The organism is Streptomyces sp. NPDC006372 (genome assembly GCF_040612515.1).
Taxonomy (GTDB): domain Bacteria; phylum Actinomycetota; class Actinomycetes; order Streptomycetales; family Streptomycetaceae; genus Streptomyces.
Map to the genome: position 1 here is coordinate 189,023 of NZ_JBEXQJ010000008.1, position 20,127 is coordinate 209,149.

The 20,127-nt window shown below is 72.6% G+C and carries 18 protein-coding genes; 7 read left to right on the plus strand and 11 right to left on the minus strand.

Annotated elements, in window-relative coordinates:
* Window positions 1-25 precede the first annotated feature (25 nt).
* Genes ABZ016_RS16150 through ABZ016_RS16175 form a run of 6 tightly spaced genes read right to left on the minus strand, consistent with a single transcriptional unit; the run spans window position 26 to window position 6,115 of the window.
* Window positions 26-1,006 (minus strand): aldo/keto reductase, encoded by a 981-nt coding sequence (locus tag ABZ016_RS16150; RefSeq protein WP_356917240.1) that lies wholly within the window; start codon window positions 1,004-1,006, stop codon window positions 26-28.
* Window positions 1,003-1,815: an ABC transporter ATP-binding protein gene (locus ABZ016_RS16155; RefSeq protein ID WP_356917241.1), complete on the minus strand. Its 813-nt coding sequence runs from the start codon at window positions 1,813-1,815 to the stop codon at window positions 1,003-1,005. Before ABZ016_RS16155 ends, ABZ016_RS16150 begins: the two co-directional genes overlap by 4 nt.
* Window positions 1,812-2,642 carry an ABC transporter ATP-binding protein gene (locus ABZ016_RS16160; protein ID WP_356917242.1) on the minus strand — a complete coding sequence of 277 codons (831 nt, stop codon included), beginning with the start codon at window positions 2,640-2,642 and terminating at the stop codon, window positions 1,812-1,814. The genes ABZ016_RS16155 and ABZ016_RS16160 overlap by 4 nt, the downstream gene beginning before the upstream one ends.
* The gene (locus ABZ016_RS16165; RefSeq protein WP_356917243.1) at window positions 2,639-3,565 is read right to left on the minus strand and encodes an ABC transporter permease; all 927 of its coding nucleotides are present in this window, start codon (window positions 3,563-3,565) and stop codon (window positions 2,639-2,641) included. Before ABZ016_RS16165 ends, ABZ016_RS16160 begins: the two co-directional genes overlap by 4 nt.
* Before the next feature lie 3 nt (window positions 3,566-3,568).
* The gene (locus ABZ016_RS16170; RefSeq protein WP_356917244.1) at window positions 3,569-4,498 is read right to left on the minus strand and encodes an ABC transporter permease; all 930 of its coding nucleotides are present in this window, start codon (window positions 4,496-4,498) and stop codon (window positions 3,569-3,571) included.
* Between the two features lie 3 nt (window positions 4,499-4,501).
* Window positions 4,502-6,115: an ABC transporter substrate-binding protein gene (locus tag ABZ016_RS16175; RefSeq protein WP_356917245.1), complete on the minus strand. Its 1,614-nt coding sequence runs from the start codon at window positions 6,113-6,115 to the stop codon at window positions 4,502-4,504.
* Between the two features lie 219 nt (window positions 6,116-6,334).
* Here ABZ016_RS16175 and ABZ016_RS16180 point away from each other — a divergent pair, with 219 nt between their 5' ends.
* Genes ABZ016_RS16180 through ABZ016_RS16190 form a run of 3 tightly spaced genes read left to right on the plus strand, consistent with a single transcriptional unit; the run spans window position 6,335 to window position 9,495 of the window.
* Window positions 6,335-7,579: a four-carbon acid sugar kinase family protein gene (locus tag ABZ016_RS16180; protein WP_356917246.1), complete on the plus strand. Its 1,245-nt coding sequence runs from the start codon at window positions 6,335-6,337 to the stop codon at window positions 7,577-7,579.
* Window positions 7,576-8,628 carry a 4-hydroxythreonine-4-phosphate dehydrogenase PdxA gene (pdxA, locus tag ABZ016_RS16185; protein ID WP_356917247.1) on the plus strand — a complete coding sequence of 351 codons (1,053 nt, stop codon included), beginning with the start codon at window positions 7,576-7,578 and terminating at the stop codon, window positions 8,626-8,628. The genes ABZ016_RS16180 and pdxA overlap by 4 nt, the downstream gene beginning before the upstream one ends.
* 57 nt (window positions 8,629-8,685) lie before the next feature.
* A complete protein-coding gene (locus ABZ016_RS16190) occupies window positions 8,686-9,495 on the plus strand; it encodes a DeoR/GlpR family DNA-binding transcription regulator (RefSeq protein WP_356917248.1) in 810 nt (269 codons plus the stop codon).
* Between the two features lie 34 nt (window positions 9,496-9,529).
* On the opposite strand, the gene ABZ016_RS16195 is transcribed toward ABZ016_RS16190, so the two are convergent.
* On the minus strand, window positions 9,530-10,798 hold the full coding sequence (locus tag ABZ016_RS16195) for an MFS transporter (RefSeq protein WP_356917249.1): 1,269 nt from the start codon (window positions 10,796-10,798) through the stop codon (window positions 9,530-9,532).
* A gap of 107 nt (window positions 10,799-10,905) precedes the next feature.
* Window positions 10,906-11,334 (minus strand): helix-turn-helix domain-containing protein, encoded by a 429-nt coding sequence (locus ABZ016_RS16200; RefSeq protein WP_356917250.1) that lies wholly within the window; start codon window positions 11,332-11,334, stop codon window positions 10,906-10,908.
* A 77-nt stretch (window positions 11,335-11,411) separates the two neighbouring features.
* On the opposite strand from ABZ016_RS16200, the gene ABZ016_RS16205 reads away from it, so the two are divergent.
* Genes ABZ016_RS16205 through ABZ016_RS16215 form a run of 3 tightly spaced genes read left to right on the plus strand, consistent with a single transcriptional unit; the run spans window position 11,412 to window position 14,116 of the window.
* On the plus strand, window positions 11,412-12,263 hold the full coding sequence (locus ABZ016_RS16205; protein WP_356917251.1) for a methyltransferase domain-containing protein: 852 nt from the start codon (window positions 11,412-11,414) through the stop codon (window positions 12,261-12,263).
* A 51-nt stretch (window positions 12,264-12,314) separates the two neighbouring features.
* Complete coding sequence (locus ABZ016_RS16210; protein ID WP_356917252.1) at window positions 12,315-13,025, plus strand: ThuA domain-containing protein; 711 nt, start codon at window positions 12,315-12,317, stop codon at window positions 13,023-13,025.
* Window positions 12,995-14,116: a Gfo/Idh/MocA family oxidoreductase gene (locus ABZ016_RS16215; protein ID WP_356917253.1), complete on the plus strand. Its 1,122-nt coding sequence runs from the start codon at window positions 12,995-12,997 to the stop codon at window positions 14,114-14,116. The genes ABZ016_RS16210 and ABZ016_RS16215 overlap by 31 nt, the downstream gene beginning before the upstream one ends.
* 17 nt (window positions 14,117-14,133) lie before the next feature.
* Here ABZ016_RS16215 and ABZ016_RS16220 read toward each other — a convergent pair whose 3' ends face one another.
* Window positions 14,134-15,612, minus strand: coding sequence for a glutamate--cysteine ligase (locus tag ABZ016_RS16220; RefSeq protein WP_356917254.1), 1,479 nt, complete (start codon window positions 15,610-15,612; stop codon window positions 14,134-14,136).
* A 124-nt stretch (window positions 15,613-15,736) separates the two neighbouring features.
* On the opposite strand from ABZ016_RS16220, the gene ABZ016_RS16225 reads away from it, so the two are divergent.
* Complete coding sequence (locus ABZ016_RS16225) at window positions 15,737-16,906, plus strand: MFS transporter (protein WP_356917255.1); 1,170 nt, start codon at window positions 15,737-15,739, stop codon at window positions 16,904-16,906.
* 15 nt (window positions 16,907-16,921) lie between these two features.
* Here the strand turns inward: ABZ016_RS16225 and ABZ016_RS16230 are convergent, their stop codons facing one another.
* Entirely contained in the window at window positions 16,922-18,589 is a 1,668-nt protein-coding gene (locus ABZ016_RS16230; RefSeq protein ID WP_356917256.1) for an amidohydrolase family protein, read from the minus strand.
* A 21-nt stretch (window positions 18,590-18,610) separates the two neighbouring features.
* On the minus strand, window positions 18,611-20,116 hold the full coding sequence (locus ABZ016_RS16235; protein WP_356917257.1) for an APC family permease: 1,506 nt from the start codon (window positions 20,114-20,116) through the stop codon (window positions 18,611-18,613).
* Window positions 20,117-20,127 lie beyond the last annotated feature (11 nt).

Consider the following 20,127-nt stretch of genomic DNA (forward strand, 5'->3'; position numbering starts at 1 on the left):
GGCGGGCTCCTTGGGTGGGGCGTGGTCAGCGGTTGTAGGCGGGCATCGGGCCGCGCAGCCGGGCGCCGATCTCGTCGCAGGCGGTGGTGACGTCGGCGGGCAGCGGGCCCGCGGCGGCGGCCCTGATGTTGGCGAGCAGGTGTTCCGGCCGGGACCCGCCGAGGAGCAGCGCGTCGGTGGAGGGGCGGTCCAGCAGCCAGCGCAGGGCGAGGTCGGTGAGCGGGAGGCCGGCCTGCTCGGCCACGACGGACAGTGCTTCCACGGCGGTGAAGAGCCGTTCGTCCCAGTACCGCTGCCGGTACATGGCGGCCAGCCGTGAATGGCCGAAGCGCCCCGAGCCGGGCTCCTGCCCGAAGTGGTGACGGCCGGTCAGGAGGCCGCCGCCGAGCGGGTTGTAGACCATGGTGCGCAGACCCGTGACGGCCGCGTACTCGACGTACTCCTCCTCGATGCGGCGGGCGAGGAGGTTGTGCAGCTGCTGGGCGACGACCGGGCGCGGAGCCCCCACCTCGTCGGCCGTGCGGGCGAGTTCGGCGATCTGCCAGGCCGCGTAGTTGGAGACGCCGAGCGCGCCGATCTTGCCCTCGGCGACGAACTCGGCGACGGTGGCCAGGGTTTCGGCGAGGGGGGTCGAGCGGTCCGGCTGGTGGAGGTAGAAGAGGTCGACGTGGTCGGTGCCCAGCCGCTTCAGGCTGCCGTCGAGTGCCAGGCGCAGTCCGGCGGGTGACAGGGGCGCGTGGTCGCCCTGATCGGGGTGCGGGATGCCGGCCTTGGTGGCCAGGACGATCCGGTCGCGGCGGCCGGGCAGCAGCTCCCCCAGCAGCCGCTCGCTCTCGCCGCCCGCGTAACCGTTGGCGGTGTCGACTGCGGTGATACCGGCGTCGAGGGCGGCGTCCAGCATGGCCGCCGCTCCCCCGCGGTCGACGGTGTCGCCGAAGGTCATGGTGCCGAGCACCAGCCGCGAGAGCGGGACAGGCGTGTTCGGCAGGGTGATGCCGGTCGTCACGAGGGGCTTCCTTCCAGGGTGCGGCGCGGCTTCACGCCGTGGATGGCGGTCGGGTCGAGGGCGGCGCGGCGCAACGCGCGGGTGTAGGGGTCGGCGGGTGCGGCGAGGACGGTCTCGGTCCGCCCGGCCTCGACCACGCGCCCGGCCCGCATCACCACGACGTCCGTGCTCATCTCGCGCACCACGCCCAGGTTGTGCGCGATGACGAGGTAGGCGATGCCGGTCTCGTCCTGCAACTCCCTGAGCAGCGACAGCACTTGGGCCTGCACCGAGACGTCGAGCGCGGAGGTCGCCTCGTCGCACACCAGCAGGTCGGGGCGGGAGGCGAGGGCGCGGGCGATGCCGATGCGCTGCCGTTGACCGCCGGAGAAGTCGGCCGGGCGGCGCTCCAGGGCGGACGGGGGCAGGCCCACCTGGTCGAGCAGTTCGGCGGCGCGGCGGGCGCGTTCGGCACGGTCGGACACACCCGCGAGACGCAGCGGCTCGGCCACGATCTGCTGCGCGGTCAGGTGGGGGTCGAGGGAGCCGTAGGGGTCCTGGAAGACCATTTGCACGCGGCGCCGCAGCGGACGCAGTCTCCGTTCGGGCAGGGCGGCGATGTCGGTGCCGTCCAGGACGATACGGCCGGACTTCGGGGTGAGGAGGCGGACCAGGGCCCGCGCGAGGGTCGACTTGCCGCAGCCGGACTCGCCGACGACGGCGAGCGATCCCCCCTTGTGGAGCTGGAAGCCGACCTGGTCGACGGCGCGGAAGGGGCCACTGGGCGTCGGGTACTCGACGACCAGGTCCTCGACGGACAACAGTGTCATGGGGTGGCTCCCTCGGTGGCGGTCTCGTCCTCGTCCCAGGCGCCCAGGCGGGGCACTGCCGCGAGGAGGGCGCGGGTGTAGGGCTCGGCGGGCTTGTCGACGATCTGCCCGGCCGGCCCCGACTCGACGAAGCGGCCGTTCTTCATGACGTGGATGCGGTCGGACACCAGCCGGGCCACACCCAGGTCGTGGGTGATCATCAGCATGCCGATGCCGGTGCGTTCCTGCAGTTCCATCAGCAGGTCCAGGACGCTGGCCTGCACGGTCGCGTCCAGGGCCGAGGTGGGTTCGTCGGCGACCAGGAGTTCCGGGTCGCCGGCGAGGGCGATGGCGATGAGGATGCGTTGCAGCATGCCGCCGGAGAACTGGTGCGGGTAGGACGCCCAGCGGGTCTCCGGGCGGGTGATGCGGACCTGGCCGAGCAGGTCGATGCCCTTCTCCCGGGCCCGCGCCTTGGAGAGTTCGGGGTGCCGCAGCCGGAGCGCGTCGCCGAGCTGCCTGCCGACGGTGTGGACGGGGCTCAGGGCGGTCATGGGGTCCTGCGGGATCAGGGACACGGTCCGTCCGCGGACCGCGCGGGCCGCGCCGGGGTCGGCGACGACGTCCCGGCCGCCGATGCGGACGCTGCCCGACAGCACGGCGAGGCCCTCCGGCAGCAGGCGCAGCACGCCCATGGCGGTGGTCGACTTGCCGGAGCCGGACTCGCCGATGAGGGTCACGGTCTCGCCGCGGCCGACGGTGAAGCTGACGCCGTCCACGGCCCGGACGACGCCGTGTGCGGTGATGAGTTCGATCTGGAGATCACGGACGTCCAGCAGCGGTGTCATGCTCCCGCTCCCTTCCTGCGGCGGGTGCGGTCGCGCAGCCCGTCGCCCAGCAGATTGACCCCGACCACGAGGAGGGCGATGACCAGGCCGGGCAGGGTGACCAGCCACCACGAGGTGGTGATGTAGGCCTGGCCGTCGGAGATGATCCGGCCCCAGGTGGCGAAGGGCCGCTGCGGTCCGGCGCCGAGGAAGCTCAGCGCACTCTCCAGCAGTACGGCCTGGGCGAGCAGCAGCAGGACGACGAGGCTCACCGGCTTCACGACGTTGGGCACGACGTGCCGGGTGAGGACCGACCAGCCGCGCAGTCCCAGCACGCGGGCGGCGGCGACGTACGGTTTCTCGCGTTCGACCAGGACGAGGGAGCGGGTCAGCCGCGCCACCTCGGGCCACTGCGCGACGGCGATCACGCAGGTGATGACGGTGACGGACGGCCCGAACAGGGCGACCACGAGCAGCAGCATCATCAGCAGGGGCAGGGCGAGCTGGGCCTCCAGGAAGCGGGAGACGACGGCGTCGACCCAGCCGCCGAAGAACCCGGCGGCCGACCCGGCGACGATGCCGATCAGTCCGGACACCAGGACCGCGAGGACGCCGACCGACAGGGACACCTGGCCGCCGTGCAGGATCCGGGAGAGCAGGTCGCGGCCGAGCTGGTCGGTACCCAGCAGATGCCCGGCGCTGAGCGGGGGCAGCCTGCGCTCCGACAGGTCCTGGGCGTTGGCACCGGGCAACGGCAGCAGGCCGGCCAGTGCGACGGGCAGAACCACGAGGGCCGTGCAGACGGATCCGGCCCAGATCTTGAAGCGGGAGCTGCGGCGCTGCCGGGCCGCGGTGGACCGGGCGAGGTCGCGGGCGGTGATGGCACTGGGCCGCTCGGCGTGGGCGGCCGGCTCGGCGGCCGGGGTGGAGGTGACACTGGCCATGGGTCAGGCCGCCTTTCCGAGTCGTACCCGCGGATCGAACAGCGGGTAGGCGAGGTCGACCAGGAGCTGGACGAGGATCGCGAGGGTGGCCGTGACCAGGACGGTGGCTTGGATGAGCGGGTAGTCGCGGGTGGCCAGGGCGCGCACCACGAGCGAGCCGACGCCCGGCCAGCCGAAGACGACCTCGACGACCACGACACCGTTGAGCAGGGCGGCGAACCTGGTACCGAGGGCGGTGACGAGCGGCACTGCGGAGTTGCGCAGACCGTACTGCCAGGTCAGGGCGCGTTCGGAGACGCCGCGGGAGCGGGCGACCGTGGTGTAGGGAGCGGCGAGCGCGGTGGTCATCTCCCGGCGCACCAGCCGTGAGACCAGGGCCAGTTGGAGTACGGCCACGGTCACGGTGGGCAGGACCAGACCGCTCCACGAGGTGAAGCCGGAGGCGGGCAGCACGGGGAGCAGCACCGCGAAGACGGTCAGCAGCATCACGCCGGTCCAGAAGTCCGGCATCGACTGGCCGGTGATGGTGAGGACGTTGGCGCCCAGCTCGCGCTTGGTGTCGGCGCGCCGGGCCATCCAGACGCCGAGCGGTACGGCGACGAGTGTGGTGACCGCGATGGCGGAGACCGCGAGGGTGATGGTGTACGGCAGCCGGTCCATGACGACCTGGAACGCGGAGGCGTGGAAGGAGTAACTGGTGCCGAGGTTCCCGGTGCACAGGTCGCGCAGGAAGATCCCGTACTGGGTGACGAGTGGTTCGTCGAGGCCGAACTGGGCGCGGATACGGTCGAGATCGGCGGTGGTCGCGCTGGGTGCCGCGTAGGCGGCGGCCGGGTCGCCGGGTGCGAGGCGCAGCAGCAGGAAGACCGTGGTGAGGGTGAGGAAGATCGCCAGCAGGCTCTGGCCGATGCGGCGGGCGAGGTAGGTGGCCACGGCTCAGCCCTCCAGTCGTACGGCGGACAGGTCGTAGCAGTTGAGCTTGAGCAGGCCCAGGTCGCGCACGCGCTCGCGGCGGGCGAGCAGCGTCTTGGGGGCGAACGCCCACAGGCTGGGCCAGGTGTTCCAGATGGCGTGCTGCGCGGCGGCCAGTTTGCGGTCACGGACGGCGGCGTCGGTCTCGGTGGCGGCGTCGTCGAGGCGGCGCAGTACGTCGGGCACCACGTAGCCCATGTAGGTGTCGCGGGTGCGTTCCCGTTCGGGGGTGCCGCCGTACATGCCCTGGAGGGACGTGAGGGCCTGGCCGGTGGTGCCGGGGAAGCCGTTGCCGATGACGTCCCAGTCGCCGCCGCGGCCCTGCCGCCACTTGAGGATGTCGCCGCCGGGTTCGAACTGGAGCAGGGAGGCCCGTACGCCGATGTCACGGAACATGTCGGCGACGGCTTCCATGACGGAGGTGTCGGCGGCGAACTCGCCCGACTCCCAGAGGATGCGGATCCGCAGGCCCGCGGCACCCAGTTGCTTCAGCTGGGCCCTGGCCTTGCGCGGGTCGTAGGTGTAGGAGCCGGTGCGCACCGCGCCTTCGAGGGCGAGCGGGACGACTCCTCGAGCCGCTTCGGCGGAGTCGGTGAGGACGTCCTTGATCAGGGCCTCGCCGTCGATGGCGTAGGTGAGGGCGCGGCGGACGCGGGCGTCGGCCAGGGGGTGGTCGCCGGGTTTGCGGAAGTTGTAGAAGAGCTGGCAGATGCGGACACCGGAGGTCTCCTCGACGGTGACGCCCGGCAGGCCGGTGAGCTGCTCGGCCGAGTCCGGGGTGAGGGTGTCGACGACGTCGAGTTCGCCGCTGCGCAGGGCGATGACCCGGCTGGACTCCTCGGGCACGAAGCGCACGCGGACCCGGTCGACGTGGGGCGCGCGGCCCCAGTAGCGGGGGTTGCGGGCGAGGGTGTACTCGCCGGCGCCGCTGTTGGCCTCGATCACCTTGTACGGGCCGGAGCCGACGCCGCTCTGGAGTTCCTCGGGGCGGTTGGCGGCGGCCGGGGTGATGTGGATGTTGGCCATGAGGCGGTCGAGCACGGGCACCGGACGCTTGGTGTGCAGCGCGAACGTGCGCTCGCCGGTCTTCTCCACGGTGGGCAGCTCGGGGAAGAGGCCGAGAAGGAAGGAGCCGTTGGCCTTGCCGTACATCTCCAGCGCGGTCGCGACGTCCTCGACGGTCACGGGGCTGCCGTCGGAGTAGCGCACGCCCTCGCGCAGCCGCACGCTCCAGGTGGTCGGCCCGGTCATCGCGAACCGGTCGGCGAGGACCGGCTGGACCCGCATGCCGGGGCCGATGCGGGTGAGGGCCTCGCGGACCGCGCGTTGCACGGTGACGGCCGCGTCGAACTGGTTGAGCTTGTTGTCCAGGCTCACCAGGGAGCGGTTCAGGCCGAGGGTGAGGGTGCCGGGGCCGGGTGCTCCGGTGGGTCCGGCGCAGGCGGCCAGGGGGCCGAGGGCGAGGCCCGTGCCGCTGAGCGCGCCCAGGCGGAGCAGGGTGCGGCGGCGGACGGGGCGGACCAGGGGGTCTCGCCGGGGCTGGTGGTCCGGGGGTGCGCTGTGCGGGCTTGGGGTCATCGTCGACCTTCTCGCGTTCCGGGAGGCGACCGGCTCGGTGTTCGTGCGGCTCTCGCCTCGGCCCGGTCGGGGGCCCGGCCGGCGGGATACGAACAGGTGTCGCGCCGGAAAAGGTGGCACGGCTGCGCGAATCACGCAAGGGGTCTCGCGCATTTCGCGCAACTCATGTCATCATCAGTTCCACGAGGCAGCCCGACCGGGCCGCCCGAGGAGGTACCCGTGTCCCTCTCCGCAGCCGGCTCCGGCGGCCCCGCCCGGGCCGTCCACCGGCCCGTGCTCGCCCTGGCCGACGATCTCTCCGGCGCCGCCGAGACCGCGGTGGCGCTGCGCTCGCCCGCCCGGATCCTGCTGGGGCCGGCCCCTGGGCAGGAGGCGCCCGCGCCCGGTGAGGCCCTCGTCGTCGACCTCGACTCGCGGCAGCTGCCCGGGGCGGAGGCGGCGCGTGCGGTACGCGCTGTCACGCAGGCGGCCCCCGCCGGCACGGTGCTGTTCAAGAAGGTCGACTCACTGCTGCGGGGCAATCTCGCCGCCGAGGCGGCCGCCTATGCGCAGGACGGCTCAGGAGTGGTGATCGCGACCGCGTTGCCCCCGGCCCGGCGCACGGTCCGGGGCGGCGTCGTGCACCTCGACGGGGTCCCGCTGCACGAGACGGACGCGTGGCGTGCCGAGACCCGTCCCGCCCCGCTCTCGGTCGCCGCCGCGCTCGGTGACCTGCCGTCGGCTCAGGTGCCGCTCACGGTGGTGCGCGGCGCACCCGGCGCACTGCGGGAAGCGCTGCGTGCGTGTTTCGCGCAAGATCGGCATCCGGTGTGCGATGCGGAGACCGAAGCCGACCTCGACGCGATCGCCGCCGCGGCCCTCGAACTGGGCCCCGGAGTTCGGCTGTTGGGCACGGGCGGACTCGCGGGCGCCCTGGGCCGGCTGCTGGGCGCGCCCGTGCCCGCGCACCTCGCCCCGCACCCCGGGGACACCGTCCGGCCCCTGCTGATCGTCGTGGGGACGGCCGAGCCGTCCGCCCGCGAACAGGTCGCGCACCTCGTCGCGGACGGGGCCCAGCACGTCGCCCTCGGCACCCGCGAACTCCTGGACTCCCCGCTACGGCTGGCGCCCCCGGTCGCCGCCGTCACCGTCGTCCGCATCACCGGGGCGGCCAGCCCCGCCCTGGCGCGCCGGCTCGTCGCCGCGCTCGCCGACACCGTCGCCGACGCCGCGCACGGCTGCGACCTGGTCCTCACCGGCGGGGAGACCGCCCGCCGCGTCCTGGACGTCCTGCGCATCACCGACCTGCGCCCGGTGGGCCAGGTCCACCACGGCGCGGTGGTCTCCCGTACGCCCGACGGCCGTTCGGTCGTCACCAGGCCCGGCAGCTACGGCGAGTCCGACTCGCTGCGGCGCATCGTCCGGGCGCTGCGCCCCGCACCCGTACACCACGTTCCGACCGACCCCACAGGAGTAGCCCCGTGAACGCAGTCCCCTCCGCCGCCACCGCCGGTCACACCGCGGCCACCGCAGCGCCGCTCCCGGTCATCGCGGTGACCATGGGCGACGGCGCAGGCATCGGGCCCGAGGTCATCGTGCCGGCGCTGCTGCACCCCGACACCCTGCGCGACTGCCGTCCCGTGGTCGTGGGAGACGCCGAGCGCCTGCGTCAGGCCGCCGGCGTCCTCGGCATCACCTGCGAGATCGTGTCCGTCGGCACCCCGGCCCAGGCGGAGTTCACCCCCGGCCGCGTCAATGTGATCGACCTCGGGCTGCTCCCTTCCGACCTGCCCTGGGGCGAGCTGTCCGCCGTCGCGGGCGACGCCGCCTACCACTACGTACGCGTCGCCGCCGAACTCGCCCTGCGCGGCGAGGTGGACGGCATCTGCACCGCGCCGCTCAACAAGGAGGCCCTGCACGCCGCCGGCCACCTCTACCCCGGCCACACCGAACTCCTCGCCCACCTCACGGGCGTCGAGGAGGTCTCCATGATGCTGTCCACGCCCCGGGTGAAGGTCATCCACGTCACCACCCACATCGGGCTGATCGACGCCGTGAACCGCATCGAGCCCGGCCTGGTGGAGCGCACGGTGCGCCGCGGCCACGAGGCGATGGTGCGCGCCGGGACCGCCGAGCCGGTGATCGGCGTGTGCGGCATCAACCCGCACGCCGGCGAGAACGGCCTGTTCGGCTACGGCGAGGAGGAGACGAAGATCGTCCCGGCGCTGGAGACGGTCCGCGCCGACGGCATCGACGCCCGCGGCCCGCTGCCCGCGGACACGGCGTTCTACCTGGCCTCGCGCGGCGACTACGACCTCATCGTGGCGATGTACCACGACCAGGGGCACGGCCCGGTCAAGGTCCTCGGCATCGAGGCCGGGGTCAACCTCACCGTCGGCCTGCCGGTCATCCGCACCTCCGTCGACCACGGCACGGCTTTCGACATCGCCGGTACCGGCCGGGCCGAGGCCGGTAGCATGGTCGAGGCCCTGCGCCAGGCCGCCGAGATGTCGACCGCTCCGGCCGCCCGCTGACCGCGGGTCAGCGGCAGGTACGTGTACGGCCCAGGACCCTTAAGGACGCGAAGACCGATGTCTGTGATCGGATCCAAGGCGCGGCGGGATCGCATCGTCCACCTCGCCACCACCACCGGCCTGGCGAGCGTCGAGGAGCTCTCCCAGCTGTTCGGCGTGACGGCGTCGACCATCCGCCGCGACCTGGCCAAGCTCACCACGGACGGCCGCCTGGCCCGCACCTACGGCGGCGCCATGGCGCTGGCCGCGCACCCGGAGGCGTCCCTGCGGCAGCGCGTGGGCGAGGCCTTCGAGGCCAAGCAGGCCATCGCCCGGTGGGCGGCGGCGCGGGTCCGGCCCGGGGAGACGCTGCTGCTCGACGCCGGCTCCACGGTGGGTGCGCTCGCCCACGAATTGCGCACGGCGGAGGACATCACCGTGGCGACCACCGGACTCACCGCCCTGCAGGCGCTGTCCGACGTCGAGACGGTGCACGTGGAGTGCCTCGGCGGGACGCTGCGCCCGCTCAGCCAGGGCTTCGTCGGCCCGCTCACCGAAGCGGCCCTGGAACGCATGACGTTCGACCGGGTCTTCCTCGGCACCGACGGCATCTCCCCCGAACACGGCATCTGCGAGGCCGACCTGCGCCAGACCCGCCTCAAGGAACTGATGGCCCGCCGCGCCGACCACGTCTACGTCCTCGCCCATGCGGCGAAGCTGGGCCGCCGCCCCTTCCACGCCTGGACGGCGCTGCGCGAGGGCTGGACGCTGGTCACCGACGACACGGCCGACCCGGATGTGCTCGAAGCACTGCGGGCGCGTGGGGTCAGGACCGTGACGACCACTCCGGAGCCGGTGACGGCCGGGCCGCGCGGCGGCGACGGGTAGGGCCGCTCGGGCCCGGGCCGCCGGGCGGTGCCGGTCATGGCTGTGCCGTGCCCGGGGCCGTGGCGCTCGGTGCCCGGGCCCCGCTGCTGCCGAAGCGAATTCCCTTCGCCTCCTTGCCGATCGCGCTCAGCAGGATCACCACGGCCAGGGTGGGCAGGATGGTCCACGCCATCGCGGACGGATACCCGTGGCGCTCGGCCAGGGCCTCCTGGATCGGCAGGTTGAGCGCGGCGATGAGATTGCCGAGCTGGTAGGTGACGCCCGGGTAGAAGCCCCGGACGGCGTCCGGGCTCATCTCGGTCAGATGCGCGGGGATGACGCCCCAGGCTCCCTGCACGCACACCTGCATCAGGAAGGACGACAGCATCAGCCACCCGACGGCCGTGGAGAGCACGAAGAACGGCACCACGACCAGGCCCCCCGCCGCCGCGATCATGATCGTCCGGCGGCGGCCCAGCCGCTCGGAGTACGCGCCGAGCAGCACACCGCCGATGATCGCGCCGATGTTGTAGACCACGGCGATGGCGATCGAGGTGTTCGCGGACAGGCCGAGGCCCTTCTTCACGAAGGTCGGGTAGATGTCCTGGGTACCGTGCGACATCCAGTTGAAGGCCGTCATCAGCGCGACCAGGTAGACAAAGCGCCGCAGCACCGCCGGGTTCCTGAACACCTGGTGCGCGGGGGTGCGGTTGAGCCGGACGCTCTTCTCCCACACCTCGCTCTCCTCGACCCGGCTGCGCACCCACAGCGCGACCAGCGCGGGCAGCAGACTGAACGCGAACAGCCCCCGCCAGCCGAAGGCGGGCTCGATGACGAAGAACGCCACGGCGGCCAGCAGATACCCCAGCGAATAGCCGCTCTGCAGCAGGCCCGACCAGAAACCGCGCCGGGCGGGCGGAATCTTCTCCATGGCCAGGGCCGCGCCCAGGCCCCACTCACCGCCCATCCCGATGCCGTACAGCAGCCTCAGCACCAGCAGCACGGTGTAGTTCGGCGCGAAGGCGCAGGCGAACCCGACGATCGAGTAGAAGACGACGTCGACCATGAGCGGTGTGCGGCGTCCTCTGCGGTCCGCCCACATGCCGAAGAGCAGGGCACCGATCGGCCGCATCACCAGCGTGGCGGTCGTGAGGAAGGCCATGTCGGTCAGCGAGACATGGAAGTCGTCGGCTATCTCGCTGTAGACGAGTACGACCAGGAAGTAGTCGAACGCGTCCATCGCCCAGCCGAGATAGGCGGCCACGAAGGCGTTGCGCTGGTCCTTGGTCAGACCCGCTGCCTGCTCTTTCGCCGTGTTCAGCATGGCGGCCTCCCGAAGTCCGCAGCCGAGGCTAGGTTCGGGCCGCGGTGCGGACAACGGGGATCGGGCAAAGCACGGACCAGGATTGGGCCAAGTGCCGGCGGGGCCCGCTAGCGGGGAGGAACGCGCTTTCCCGGCGCCGTGACACCGCCGGACGCGGCGGCGTCGAGGAGGCCGCGGAAGGTGGGGCATTCGAGGTGGCGGGGCGCGGGGCACGCGGCGGCATGCCGCAGGGAGTCGCGCAGGGCGCCCAGTTCACGGATCCGGCGGTCCAGTTCCTCGGCCTTGTCCGTCAGCATCCGCCGGTCGATGCGCGGCTCCCCCTCCGGCGTGAACATGAGCCCGATCTCGTCGAGCGAGAACCCGGCCGCCCGACCCAGCGCGATCAGCGCCAGCCGTTCCAGGACGCCGGGGTCGTACTGGCGGCGCAGGCCGCGCCGGCCGCTCGAGGTGATCAGCCCCTTCTCCTCGTAGAACCGCAGTGTCGAGGCGGGCACCCCGGCGCGCTGCGCCACTTCGGCGATGTCCAGCACTGTCATTGTCTTGACCTCAAGTCGACTTGAAGTAGAACGCTGTCATCACGACCCGACGAAGGCAAGCGGAGGAGACCACGAGCATGGACGCCGAGCGCAGGACCGACGAGAAACAGGCCGCCCGCTGGAACGGGCGTGCCGGGCACGCCTGGGTCGATCTCCAGGCGGTGCTGGACGAGATGTTCAGGCCCTTCGAGGAGCTGCTCGTCGAGGCGATGGCCACCGAGCGGGCGGGCCGTGTGCTCGACGTGGGCTGCGGCACGGGCGGCATCACCCGGGCCGTCGCACGACGGGTGGGTCCGTGCGTCGGTGTCGACATCTCCGGCCCGATGATCGAGGCCGCGCGCGCGTGGGCCGAGCGGGAGGGCGTTCCGGCGTCCTTCGTCCGTGCCGACGCGCAGGATCACCCCTTCGAGCCGGCCACCTTCGACGCCGTCATCTCGCGCTTCGGCGTCATGTTCTTCGACGACCCCGTACGGGCCTTCACCAATCTTCGGCGCGCCGTCCGGGAGCGGGCCGCGCTCCGGTTCGTCGTCTGGCGCGATCCGGGCGAGAACCCGTTCATGACGACGGCCGAGCGCGCCGCCGCCCCCTTCCTGCCGGACCTGCCCGCCCGGCGCCCCGACCAGCCCGGTCAGTTCGCCTTCGCGGACCCGGACCGGATCCGCCGCGTCCTGGCGGAGAGCGGGTGGGACGGGATCGTCATCCGGCCGGTCGACGTGGTCTGCACCCTGCCGGAGCGGGAACTGGTCCGCTACTTCACCCGGCTCGGCCCCCTCGGCATGTTCCTGCCCGAGGTGGACGAGCAGACCCGCGAGCAGGTCGTCGAGACGGTCCGCCCGGCCTTCGACCCCTTCGTGCACGGCTCGGAGGTCCGCTTCACCGCGGCCTGCTGGGTGGTCTCCGCTCGAGCCTCGGCGGCGAAACTTTCGTGAGGCCCGGCCCCCTTTTCCGGGAGCTCACGACTTGCGCATAGTGAGATCACGATGACGCAGAAGAGAGCCCTGGTGGTGCGAGGCGGCTGGGAAGGGCACCAGCCGGTCGAAGCCACGGAGATGTTCCTGCCCTTCCTCCGAAGCAACGGATACGCCGTCCGGGTCGAGGAGTCGACCGACGTCTACGCCGACGCCGCCGAGATGGCCGGCACCGATCTCGTCGTGCAGTGCGTCACGATGTCGCAGATCACGCGCGAGCAGCTGGCCGGACTGAGATCCGCGGTCGCGGCCGGCACCGGCTTCACCGGCTGGCACGGCGGCATCGCCGACTCGTTCCGCGCTTCCTCCGACTATCTGCACCTGGTGGGCGGCCAGTTCGCCACCCACCCGGGCAAGGAGCCGTGCGAGCGCCGCGGCGGGGCGGAGGACAACTTCCTGCCGCACACCATCACTCTCACCGAGGCAGGCCGCGAGCACCCCGTCACCGCGGGCATCGAGGACTTCGAACTGCACACCGAGCAGTACTGGGTGCTCCACGACGACCTCATCGACGTCCTGGCCACCACCACGCACCCCACCCGGCCCTGGGAGCCCTGGCACCGGCCGGTCACCTCACCTGCGGTCTGGACCCGCCGCTGGGGCGCCGGGCGGATCGTGGTGACGACGCCGGGGCACAGCGTCGACATCCTGGAGAACCCCCACGTCCGCACCATCATCGAGAGGGGCATGCTGTGGGCGACGCGCACCGCGTCGGTGTCGTAGGGCTCGGAGTCATCTCCCGCGCGTACCTGGACACGCTGGCCGGCCATCCCGCCGTGCGGGTCACCGCGGTTGCCGACCTGGACGCCTCCCGGTCGGCAACCGTCGCCGCCGAACTGCCCGGTGCCCGGGCGCTGACGGTCGAGGAGCTGCTGAGCAGCCCGGACGTGGACACGGTACTGAACCTCACCACGCCCGCCGCGCACGCGGCGATCGCCCTCGGCGCCATCGGCCACGGCAAGCACGTCTACGGTGAGAAGCCGCTGGCCGCTTCACTCTCCGACGCGCAGGCCGTCATCGAGGCCGCCGCGAGGGCGGGGGTCGGGGTGGGCTGCGCGCCGGACACCGTCCTCGGCACCGGAGTCCAGACCGCGCGGGCGGCCGTGGCGGCGGGGAGCATCGGACGTCCGCTGTTCGCCTCGGCGGTGATGGTCACCCCGGGCCACGAACGCTGGCACCCCCACCCCGACTTCTACTACACCGAGGGCGGCGGCCCCCTGCTGGACATGGGGCCGTACTACCTCGCGTCCCTGATCCACCTGCTGGGTCCGGTGCGGGCCGTGACGGGGGCGTCGAGCCGGCCACGCGCCGAGCGCGTCATCGGTTCCGGTCCGCGTACGGGCGAGCGCATACCGGTGGAGGTGGACAGTCATGTCTCCGGTGTGCTGGAGCACGCCGACGGGACGCTGACGACGATCACGACGAGCTTCGACGGGGTGGCCACCACGGCGGCCCCGATCGAGGTCCACGGAGAGCGGGGCACCCTCGCCGTCCCGGACCCGAACCGCTTCGACGGCGACGTACGCCTCTTCGAACTCGGCGGCACACAATGGCGGACCCTCCCGCCGTCCGCGGGCTACGCCGACGGCGCCCGCGGCGTCGGACTGCTCGACTTCGTCGCCGCCGACATGCGGCGGGCGCCGCGCGCGAACGGCGAACTCGCACTGCACGTGCTGGAGACGATGACCGCCCTGCTCCGTTCGTCGGCCGAGGGGCGGCGGATCGAGCTGACGACGTCGGCGGAGCCGCCCGCCCCCGTGCCGCTGACGGCTGCCGAGGAGTGGGAAGGCCGGGCCGCCCCGAGGCCCGCGTGACGCGGCGGAGCCCGGGGTCAGTCGACGGGCCAGGTGTGGGCCGGCGCGTTCATGTGCATGTAGTCCATGTACGTCGTGGTCATCTGCCGCAGCGCCTCACGCCGGTCGGAGATGCCGGCCTTCTCCAGGTGGTGGACGGTCTCGGCCTGCCACAGGGCGCCGTTGCGCCCGGTGACGCAGCGCTGCTCGATGATGCCCAGCAGGGGTTCGCGCCAGGCCGTGTCCATGCCGGCCAGCTCCAGGCCCCGGTGGGCGAGCGGCAGCAGGCGCCGCAACACCAGTTCCGTGACGGGCACTTCACCCACGCCGGGCCAGTACAGGCGGGCGTCGATGCCGTCGCGGGACGCGGTGTGCAGGTTCTCCTCGGCGACCGAGAAGGACATCCGCGTCCACACCGGCCGGTCCTCGTCGACCAGGGCGCGGGTCAGTCCGTAGTAGAAGGCTCCGTTGGCGATGGTGTCGGCGACGGTGGGGCCGGCGGGCAGCACCCGGTTCTCGATCCGCAGGTGCGGGCCGCTCCCGGTGACGGCGTAGACGGGGCGGTTCCACCGGTAGATCGTGCCGTTGTGCAGGGTCAGTTCGCCCAGTTGCGGGATGCCGCCGTGGTCGAGCATCTCCTGCGGGTCCTCGTCGTCGCACAGTGGCAGCAGGGCCGGGAAGTAGCGGACGTTCTCCTCGAAGAGGTCGAAGACGCTGGTGATCCACCGTTCCCCGAACCACACCCGGGGCCGTACCCCCTGGGCCTTGATCTCCTCGGGCCGGGTGTCGGTGGCCTGCTCGAACAGGGGGATGCGGGTCTCGCGCCACAACTCCCTGCCGAACAGGAAGGGCGAGTTCGCCGCCAGGGCGATCTGCACCCCGGCGACGGCCTGGGCGGCGTTCCAGTAGTCGGGGAACTGCCGGGGGGCGACCTGGAGGTGGAACTGGGTACTGGTGCAGGCGGCCTCGGGCGTGATGGTGTCGGCGTACGTCGACAGGCGCTCCACGCCGTCGACGGTGATCCGCAGGTCCTCGCCGCGCGCCGCGAAGATCTGCTCGTTGAGCAACTGGTACCGCGGATCGCCGGAGAGGGCGGACCCGCTCACGTCCGACTCCCCCAGGGTCGGCAGGATGCCCACCATGATCAGGTGCGCGCCCACGGCGGAGGCCCGGTCCTCGGCGTGGTTGAGGGCGTCCCGGATCGCCTGCTCCCAGGCTCCGGGGCCACCGGTGGTCAGCTCCCGCGGCGGAATGTTGATCTCCAGGTTGAAGCGGCCCAGCTCGCTCGACCAGGCGGGGTCCGCGATCGCCCCGAGCACGTCGGTGTTGCGCATGACCGGCAGACCGTGATCGTCCACCAGGTTGAGCTCGATCTCCAGCCCGACGTGGGGGCGCTCGCTCTCGAAGCCGGACTCGCGCAGCATCCGGGCCAGCGCTTCGAGGTCGGTGTGCATCTTGTCCCGGTACCGACGGCGGTCCTCCCGTGTGAACACCAGGGCCGGCACGTCACGTCCCATCGTGCTCCTCCCGAGTCCCCTCGGCGGATCCCTACTGGTCCAAGAGTCGCACCTTGTCGTGACGGCCGCACCCACCTAGCCTGACTTTGTGCCGCAAATAAACAAACCCCGAACGCACAGTGCCGTGCCGGGCAACGGCAACTCCCTCACCCGACTCCGTGTCGCAATCACCGTCTTCTTCGCGCTGGACGGCTTCGTCTTCGCCGGCTGGGTCGTGCGCATCCCCGCGATCAAGGAACAGACCGGCGCCTCCGCCAGCGCCCTCGGCCTCGCCCTCCTGGGCGTCTCGGCCGGAGCAGTCGTCACCATGATCCTCACCGGGCGCCTGTGCCGCCGCTACGGCAACCACCAGGTCACCGTGGTCTGCGCCGTCCTGCTCTCCCTCAGCGTCGCCCTGCCCCCGCTGACCCACTCGGCCCTGGCGCTCGGCCTGGTCCTGCTGCTCTTCGGCGCCGCGTACGGCGGGATCAACGTCGCCTTCAACAGCGCCGCCGTCGATCTCGTGGCCGCGCTGGGGCGGCCGATCATGCCGAGCTTCCATGCCGCCTTCAGCCTGGGCGGCATGATCGGCGCCGGGTTGGGCGGGCTGGTCGCCGGAGCCCTCTCCCCCACCCGGCATCTGCTGCTGCTCACCGTCGTCGGGCTGCTCGTCACCGCCGTGGCGGGCCGTACGCTGCTGCGGTGCGAGCCGCCGGCTCCGCCGGAGCGCGGGCAGCCCGAGGAGGGTGCCCGGGTCCGGCCAGCCGGCCGGACCCGGGGTCTGGTGCTCGTGTTCGGCCTGATCGCGGGGTGCACCGCCTACGGCGAGGGGGCGCTGGCCGACTGGGGCGCCCTGCACCTCGAACAGGACCTGGACGCCTCGCCGGGCGCAGCGGCCGTCGGCTACTCCTGCTTCGCCCTCGCCATGACGGTGGGCCGTCTCACCGGCACGACGCTCCTGGAGCGCCTGGGGCGGACCCGGACCGTCGTCGCGGGCGGCACCACCGCGGCGGCGGGCATGCTGCTCGGCTCGCTCGCCCCCTCCCTGTGGGCGGCCCTGCTCGGGTACGCGGTGACGGGCATCGGCCTCGCGAACCTCTTCCCCGTGGCCGTGGAACGGGCGGGCGCGCTCGCCGGCCCCGGTGGAGTGGCCACCGCCTCCACACTGGGCTACGGCGGCATGCTGCTGGGGCCGCCCGCCATCGGCTTCATGGCGGACTGGTTCTCCCTCCCCGCCGCTCTCACCAGCGTGGCGATCCTGGCCGCCCTGGCCGCGGTCATCGGCCTCGCGACGCGCACCGCCATGGCCCGCTGACCCCGGCCGGGCGGCTCAGGCGTCGGGAGCCGCGTGGACGCGCCGCCCGTCCACGAAGGTCTGCAGGACGCGGGTGGCGGCGACCTCCTCGGGCGGGCCCGCGAACGGATCGCGGTCCAGCACGACGAGATCGGCCGCCTTGCCGACGGTGATGCTGCCGGTGATGTCGTCGAGGTGGTTCACATGGGCGCTGCCCGCCGTGTACGCGGCGACGGCGGTCCCCAGGTCGAGGCGCTGCTCCGGGAGGAAGGCCGGGGTGCCGTCGGGCGCGCCGGGGGTGATCCGGTTGACGGCCACGTGGACGGCCTGGAGCGGGTCGGGGCTGCTGACCGGCCAGTCGCTGCCCGCGGCCAGGGTCGCCCCCGCCCGCAGCAGACCGCCGAAGGGGTACTGCCAGGCGCCGCGTTCGGCCCCGAGGAAGGGCAGGGTCAGTTCGTCCATCTGCGGTTCGTGCGCGGCCCACAGCATCTGGAGGTTGGCGCTCGCGCCCAGGGCACGGAAGCGCGGCAGGTCGTGCGGGTGCACGACCTGGAGGTGCGCCAGGTGGTGGCGGGTGTCGCGCCATCCGTTGGCCGTGCGGGCGGCCTCCACGGCGTCGAGCGCCTCGCGCACGGCCCGGTCGCCGAGCGCGTGGAAGTGCACCTGGAAGCCGAGCGCGTCGAGCGCGGTGACGTACTTCCTCAGTTCTCCCGGTTCGACGAAGCTGATGCCGCTGTTGTCCGAGGCGCAGCCGCAGCCGGTCAGATACGGGGTGAGCAGGGCGGCGGTGTGGTTCTCGGCGATGCCGTCCTGCATGATCTTCACGGTGGTGGCACGGAAGCGGCCGATACTCAACTCCGCCCGCCGGGCGTCGAGTTCCGGGATCTGCTCGGCGCCACGCTCACGGTCCCACCACAGGGCGCCGACGACCCGGGCGGTGAGCAGGCCCCGGTCGAGGGCCGCCCGGTAGGCGGGCGCCGGGTCGGTCATGTTGGCGTACGCGCCGACGATGGCGTCCTGCCAGGCGGTGACGCCGTGGGAGTGCAGCACGGCCTGGGCCCTGAGCAGAGCGGCGAGCTGTTCCTCCGGCGTGGGGTCCGGCACCAGCCTGCCGACGAGGTGGACCGCGCCCTCCTGGAGCATGCCGGTGGGGTGGCCGCCGGCGTCGCGCTCGATGCGGCCGTCGGCGGGGTCGGGGGTCCGGGCGTCGATGCCCGCGCGCTCCAGAGCGCGGCTGTTGACCCAGGCGCCGTGGTGGTCGCGGTTGGGCAGGAAGACGGGGCGGTCCGGGACGATCGCGTCGAGCGCGGCCGCGGTGGGCGAGCCGCCGGGGAAGGCCTCCAGGGACCAGCCGCCGCCGGTGATCCACTCGGCGTCGGGGTGCTCGTCCGCGTAGGCCTTGATCCTGTGCAGGTACTCGTCCGGGTCGACGGTGTCGGCGAGGTGGCACAGGCCGAGTTCGAGCCCCGCGCCCTGGGGGTGGACGTGGGCGTCCTGGAAGCCGGGCAGCAGCAGCTTCCCGGCCAGGTCGACGACCTCGGTGCCGGGCCCGATCAGCTCGTGCACCTCGTCGTGGCCGACGGCGGCGATCCGCCCGTCGCGCACGGCCACGGCGGTGGCGCGGCTGCGGGCGGGGTCGACGGTGTGCACGGGGCCGCCGGTCAGGACGAGGTCGGCGGGTCCCGTGGCCTGGGGGTGAGACATGCGGATGAGCTCCATGAGGGGTCAGACCGCCGTGCGGTCCATCGGCAGGGTGAGGGACTCGGCGTCGGTGCCGCTCCCCGTGGTGAAGTACGGCGCGTGCCTGACGTACTTGGCGACCGCGGCCATACCGAGGCCGGCCAGCACGATCACGGCGGGCAGCGAGAACATGAACCAGCCGTTGTCCGGGCTCAGTTCGAAGTCGTCGGTCATGGTCAGGTACGAGTATCCGAGGTAGCCGCCGAGGCCCAGCAGGACCAGGCCGGACAGGGCGGGCACGCCGACGGCGAGCAGCGCCTCGCGCACCCCGTCGTGCCGCGCGGAACGGAAACGCACGGCGCAGGCGAGCGCGGTGAGGCCGTAGTAGAGGGCGACGATCAGACCGATGGCGTTGACGGCGGCCAGCAGCATGTCGCTCAGCTTGGGCAGCGCGACCGCGAGCAGGGCGATCACTCCGGCGATGGCCATCACCACGACCGTGCCGACGGCGGGCGTGCCGTACCGCGGGTGGATCCTGGTCCACAGCGGGCCCATGGTGCGGTCGCGGCCCATGGCGAGCAGCCCGCGTGCCGTGGGGATCAGGGTGGCCTGCACGGAGGCGACGGCGGAGAACATCAGCGCGACCAGGGGCAGGGTCGCCCAGGGTTCGGCGGCCAGCTTCTCGCCGAGGTAGGGCAGCGCCTGCGGGCCGTTGCGGACGAGTTCGGCGAGGCTCATCTCGCGCTGGAAGGCGACGGAGGCGAACAGGAACAGGCCGAGCATGGCGAACAGGGCGATGAACCCGCCCCGGGCCGAGTCGCCCGGCCTCCTGGTCTCCTCGGTGACGCTGAAGGCCGCGTCCCAGCCCCAGAAGAAGAACACCGCGAGGACCAGGCCCTGGGCGAAGGCGGTGCCGTCGGGGATCTCGAAGGGGTTGAACCAGGACAGGGAGAAGGCGTGGTGGCCGGTGATCAGGGCCCAGCCGCAGAAGCCGAGCAGCACCGTGTACTCGAAGACCAGCAGGGCGAACTGGAAGCGGGTGGTGGCGCGCATCCCGGTGACGGTCAGGGCGGTGAGGGCGAGGAGGATCACCAGCCCCACCGCCGTGGTGACCCCGGTGGACGAGGGGTCGAGGGTGATGCCGGCGAGGGTGTGCAGGCCGGTTCTGTTGGCGAGGATCAGGACGACCGAGCCCATGATCGCGCTGGTGTAGGCGCAGAAGACGACCGAGCCGACCACGGTGACCCAGCCGGTCAGGAAGCCGGGCCAGGGGCCGAGGGACTTGCCGACCCACACGTAGCCGTTGCCGCAGTTGGGTTCCGAGCGGTTCAGCCGGGCGTAGGCGGTGGCGATGCCGAGCACCGGAAGGAACGCCAGCAGCAGGAGCGCCGGGGCCTGCAGGCCCACGATGGAGGCGGTCGTCCCCATGCCGATGGCGATGCTGGTGGTGGCGGCGGTACTGGAGGCGGCGAGGGCGACGCCGTCGACGACGCCGAGGGATCGGCGCAGTGCGGGGCGTGGCCCGGTGGACGGGCTCGGTGTGGACGACATGAATGGCTCCT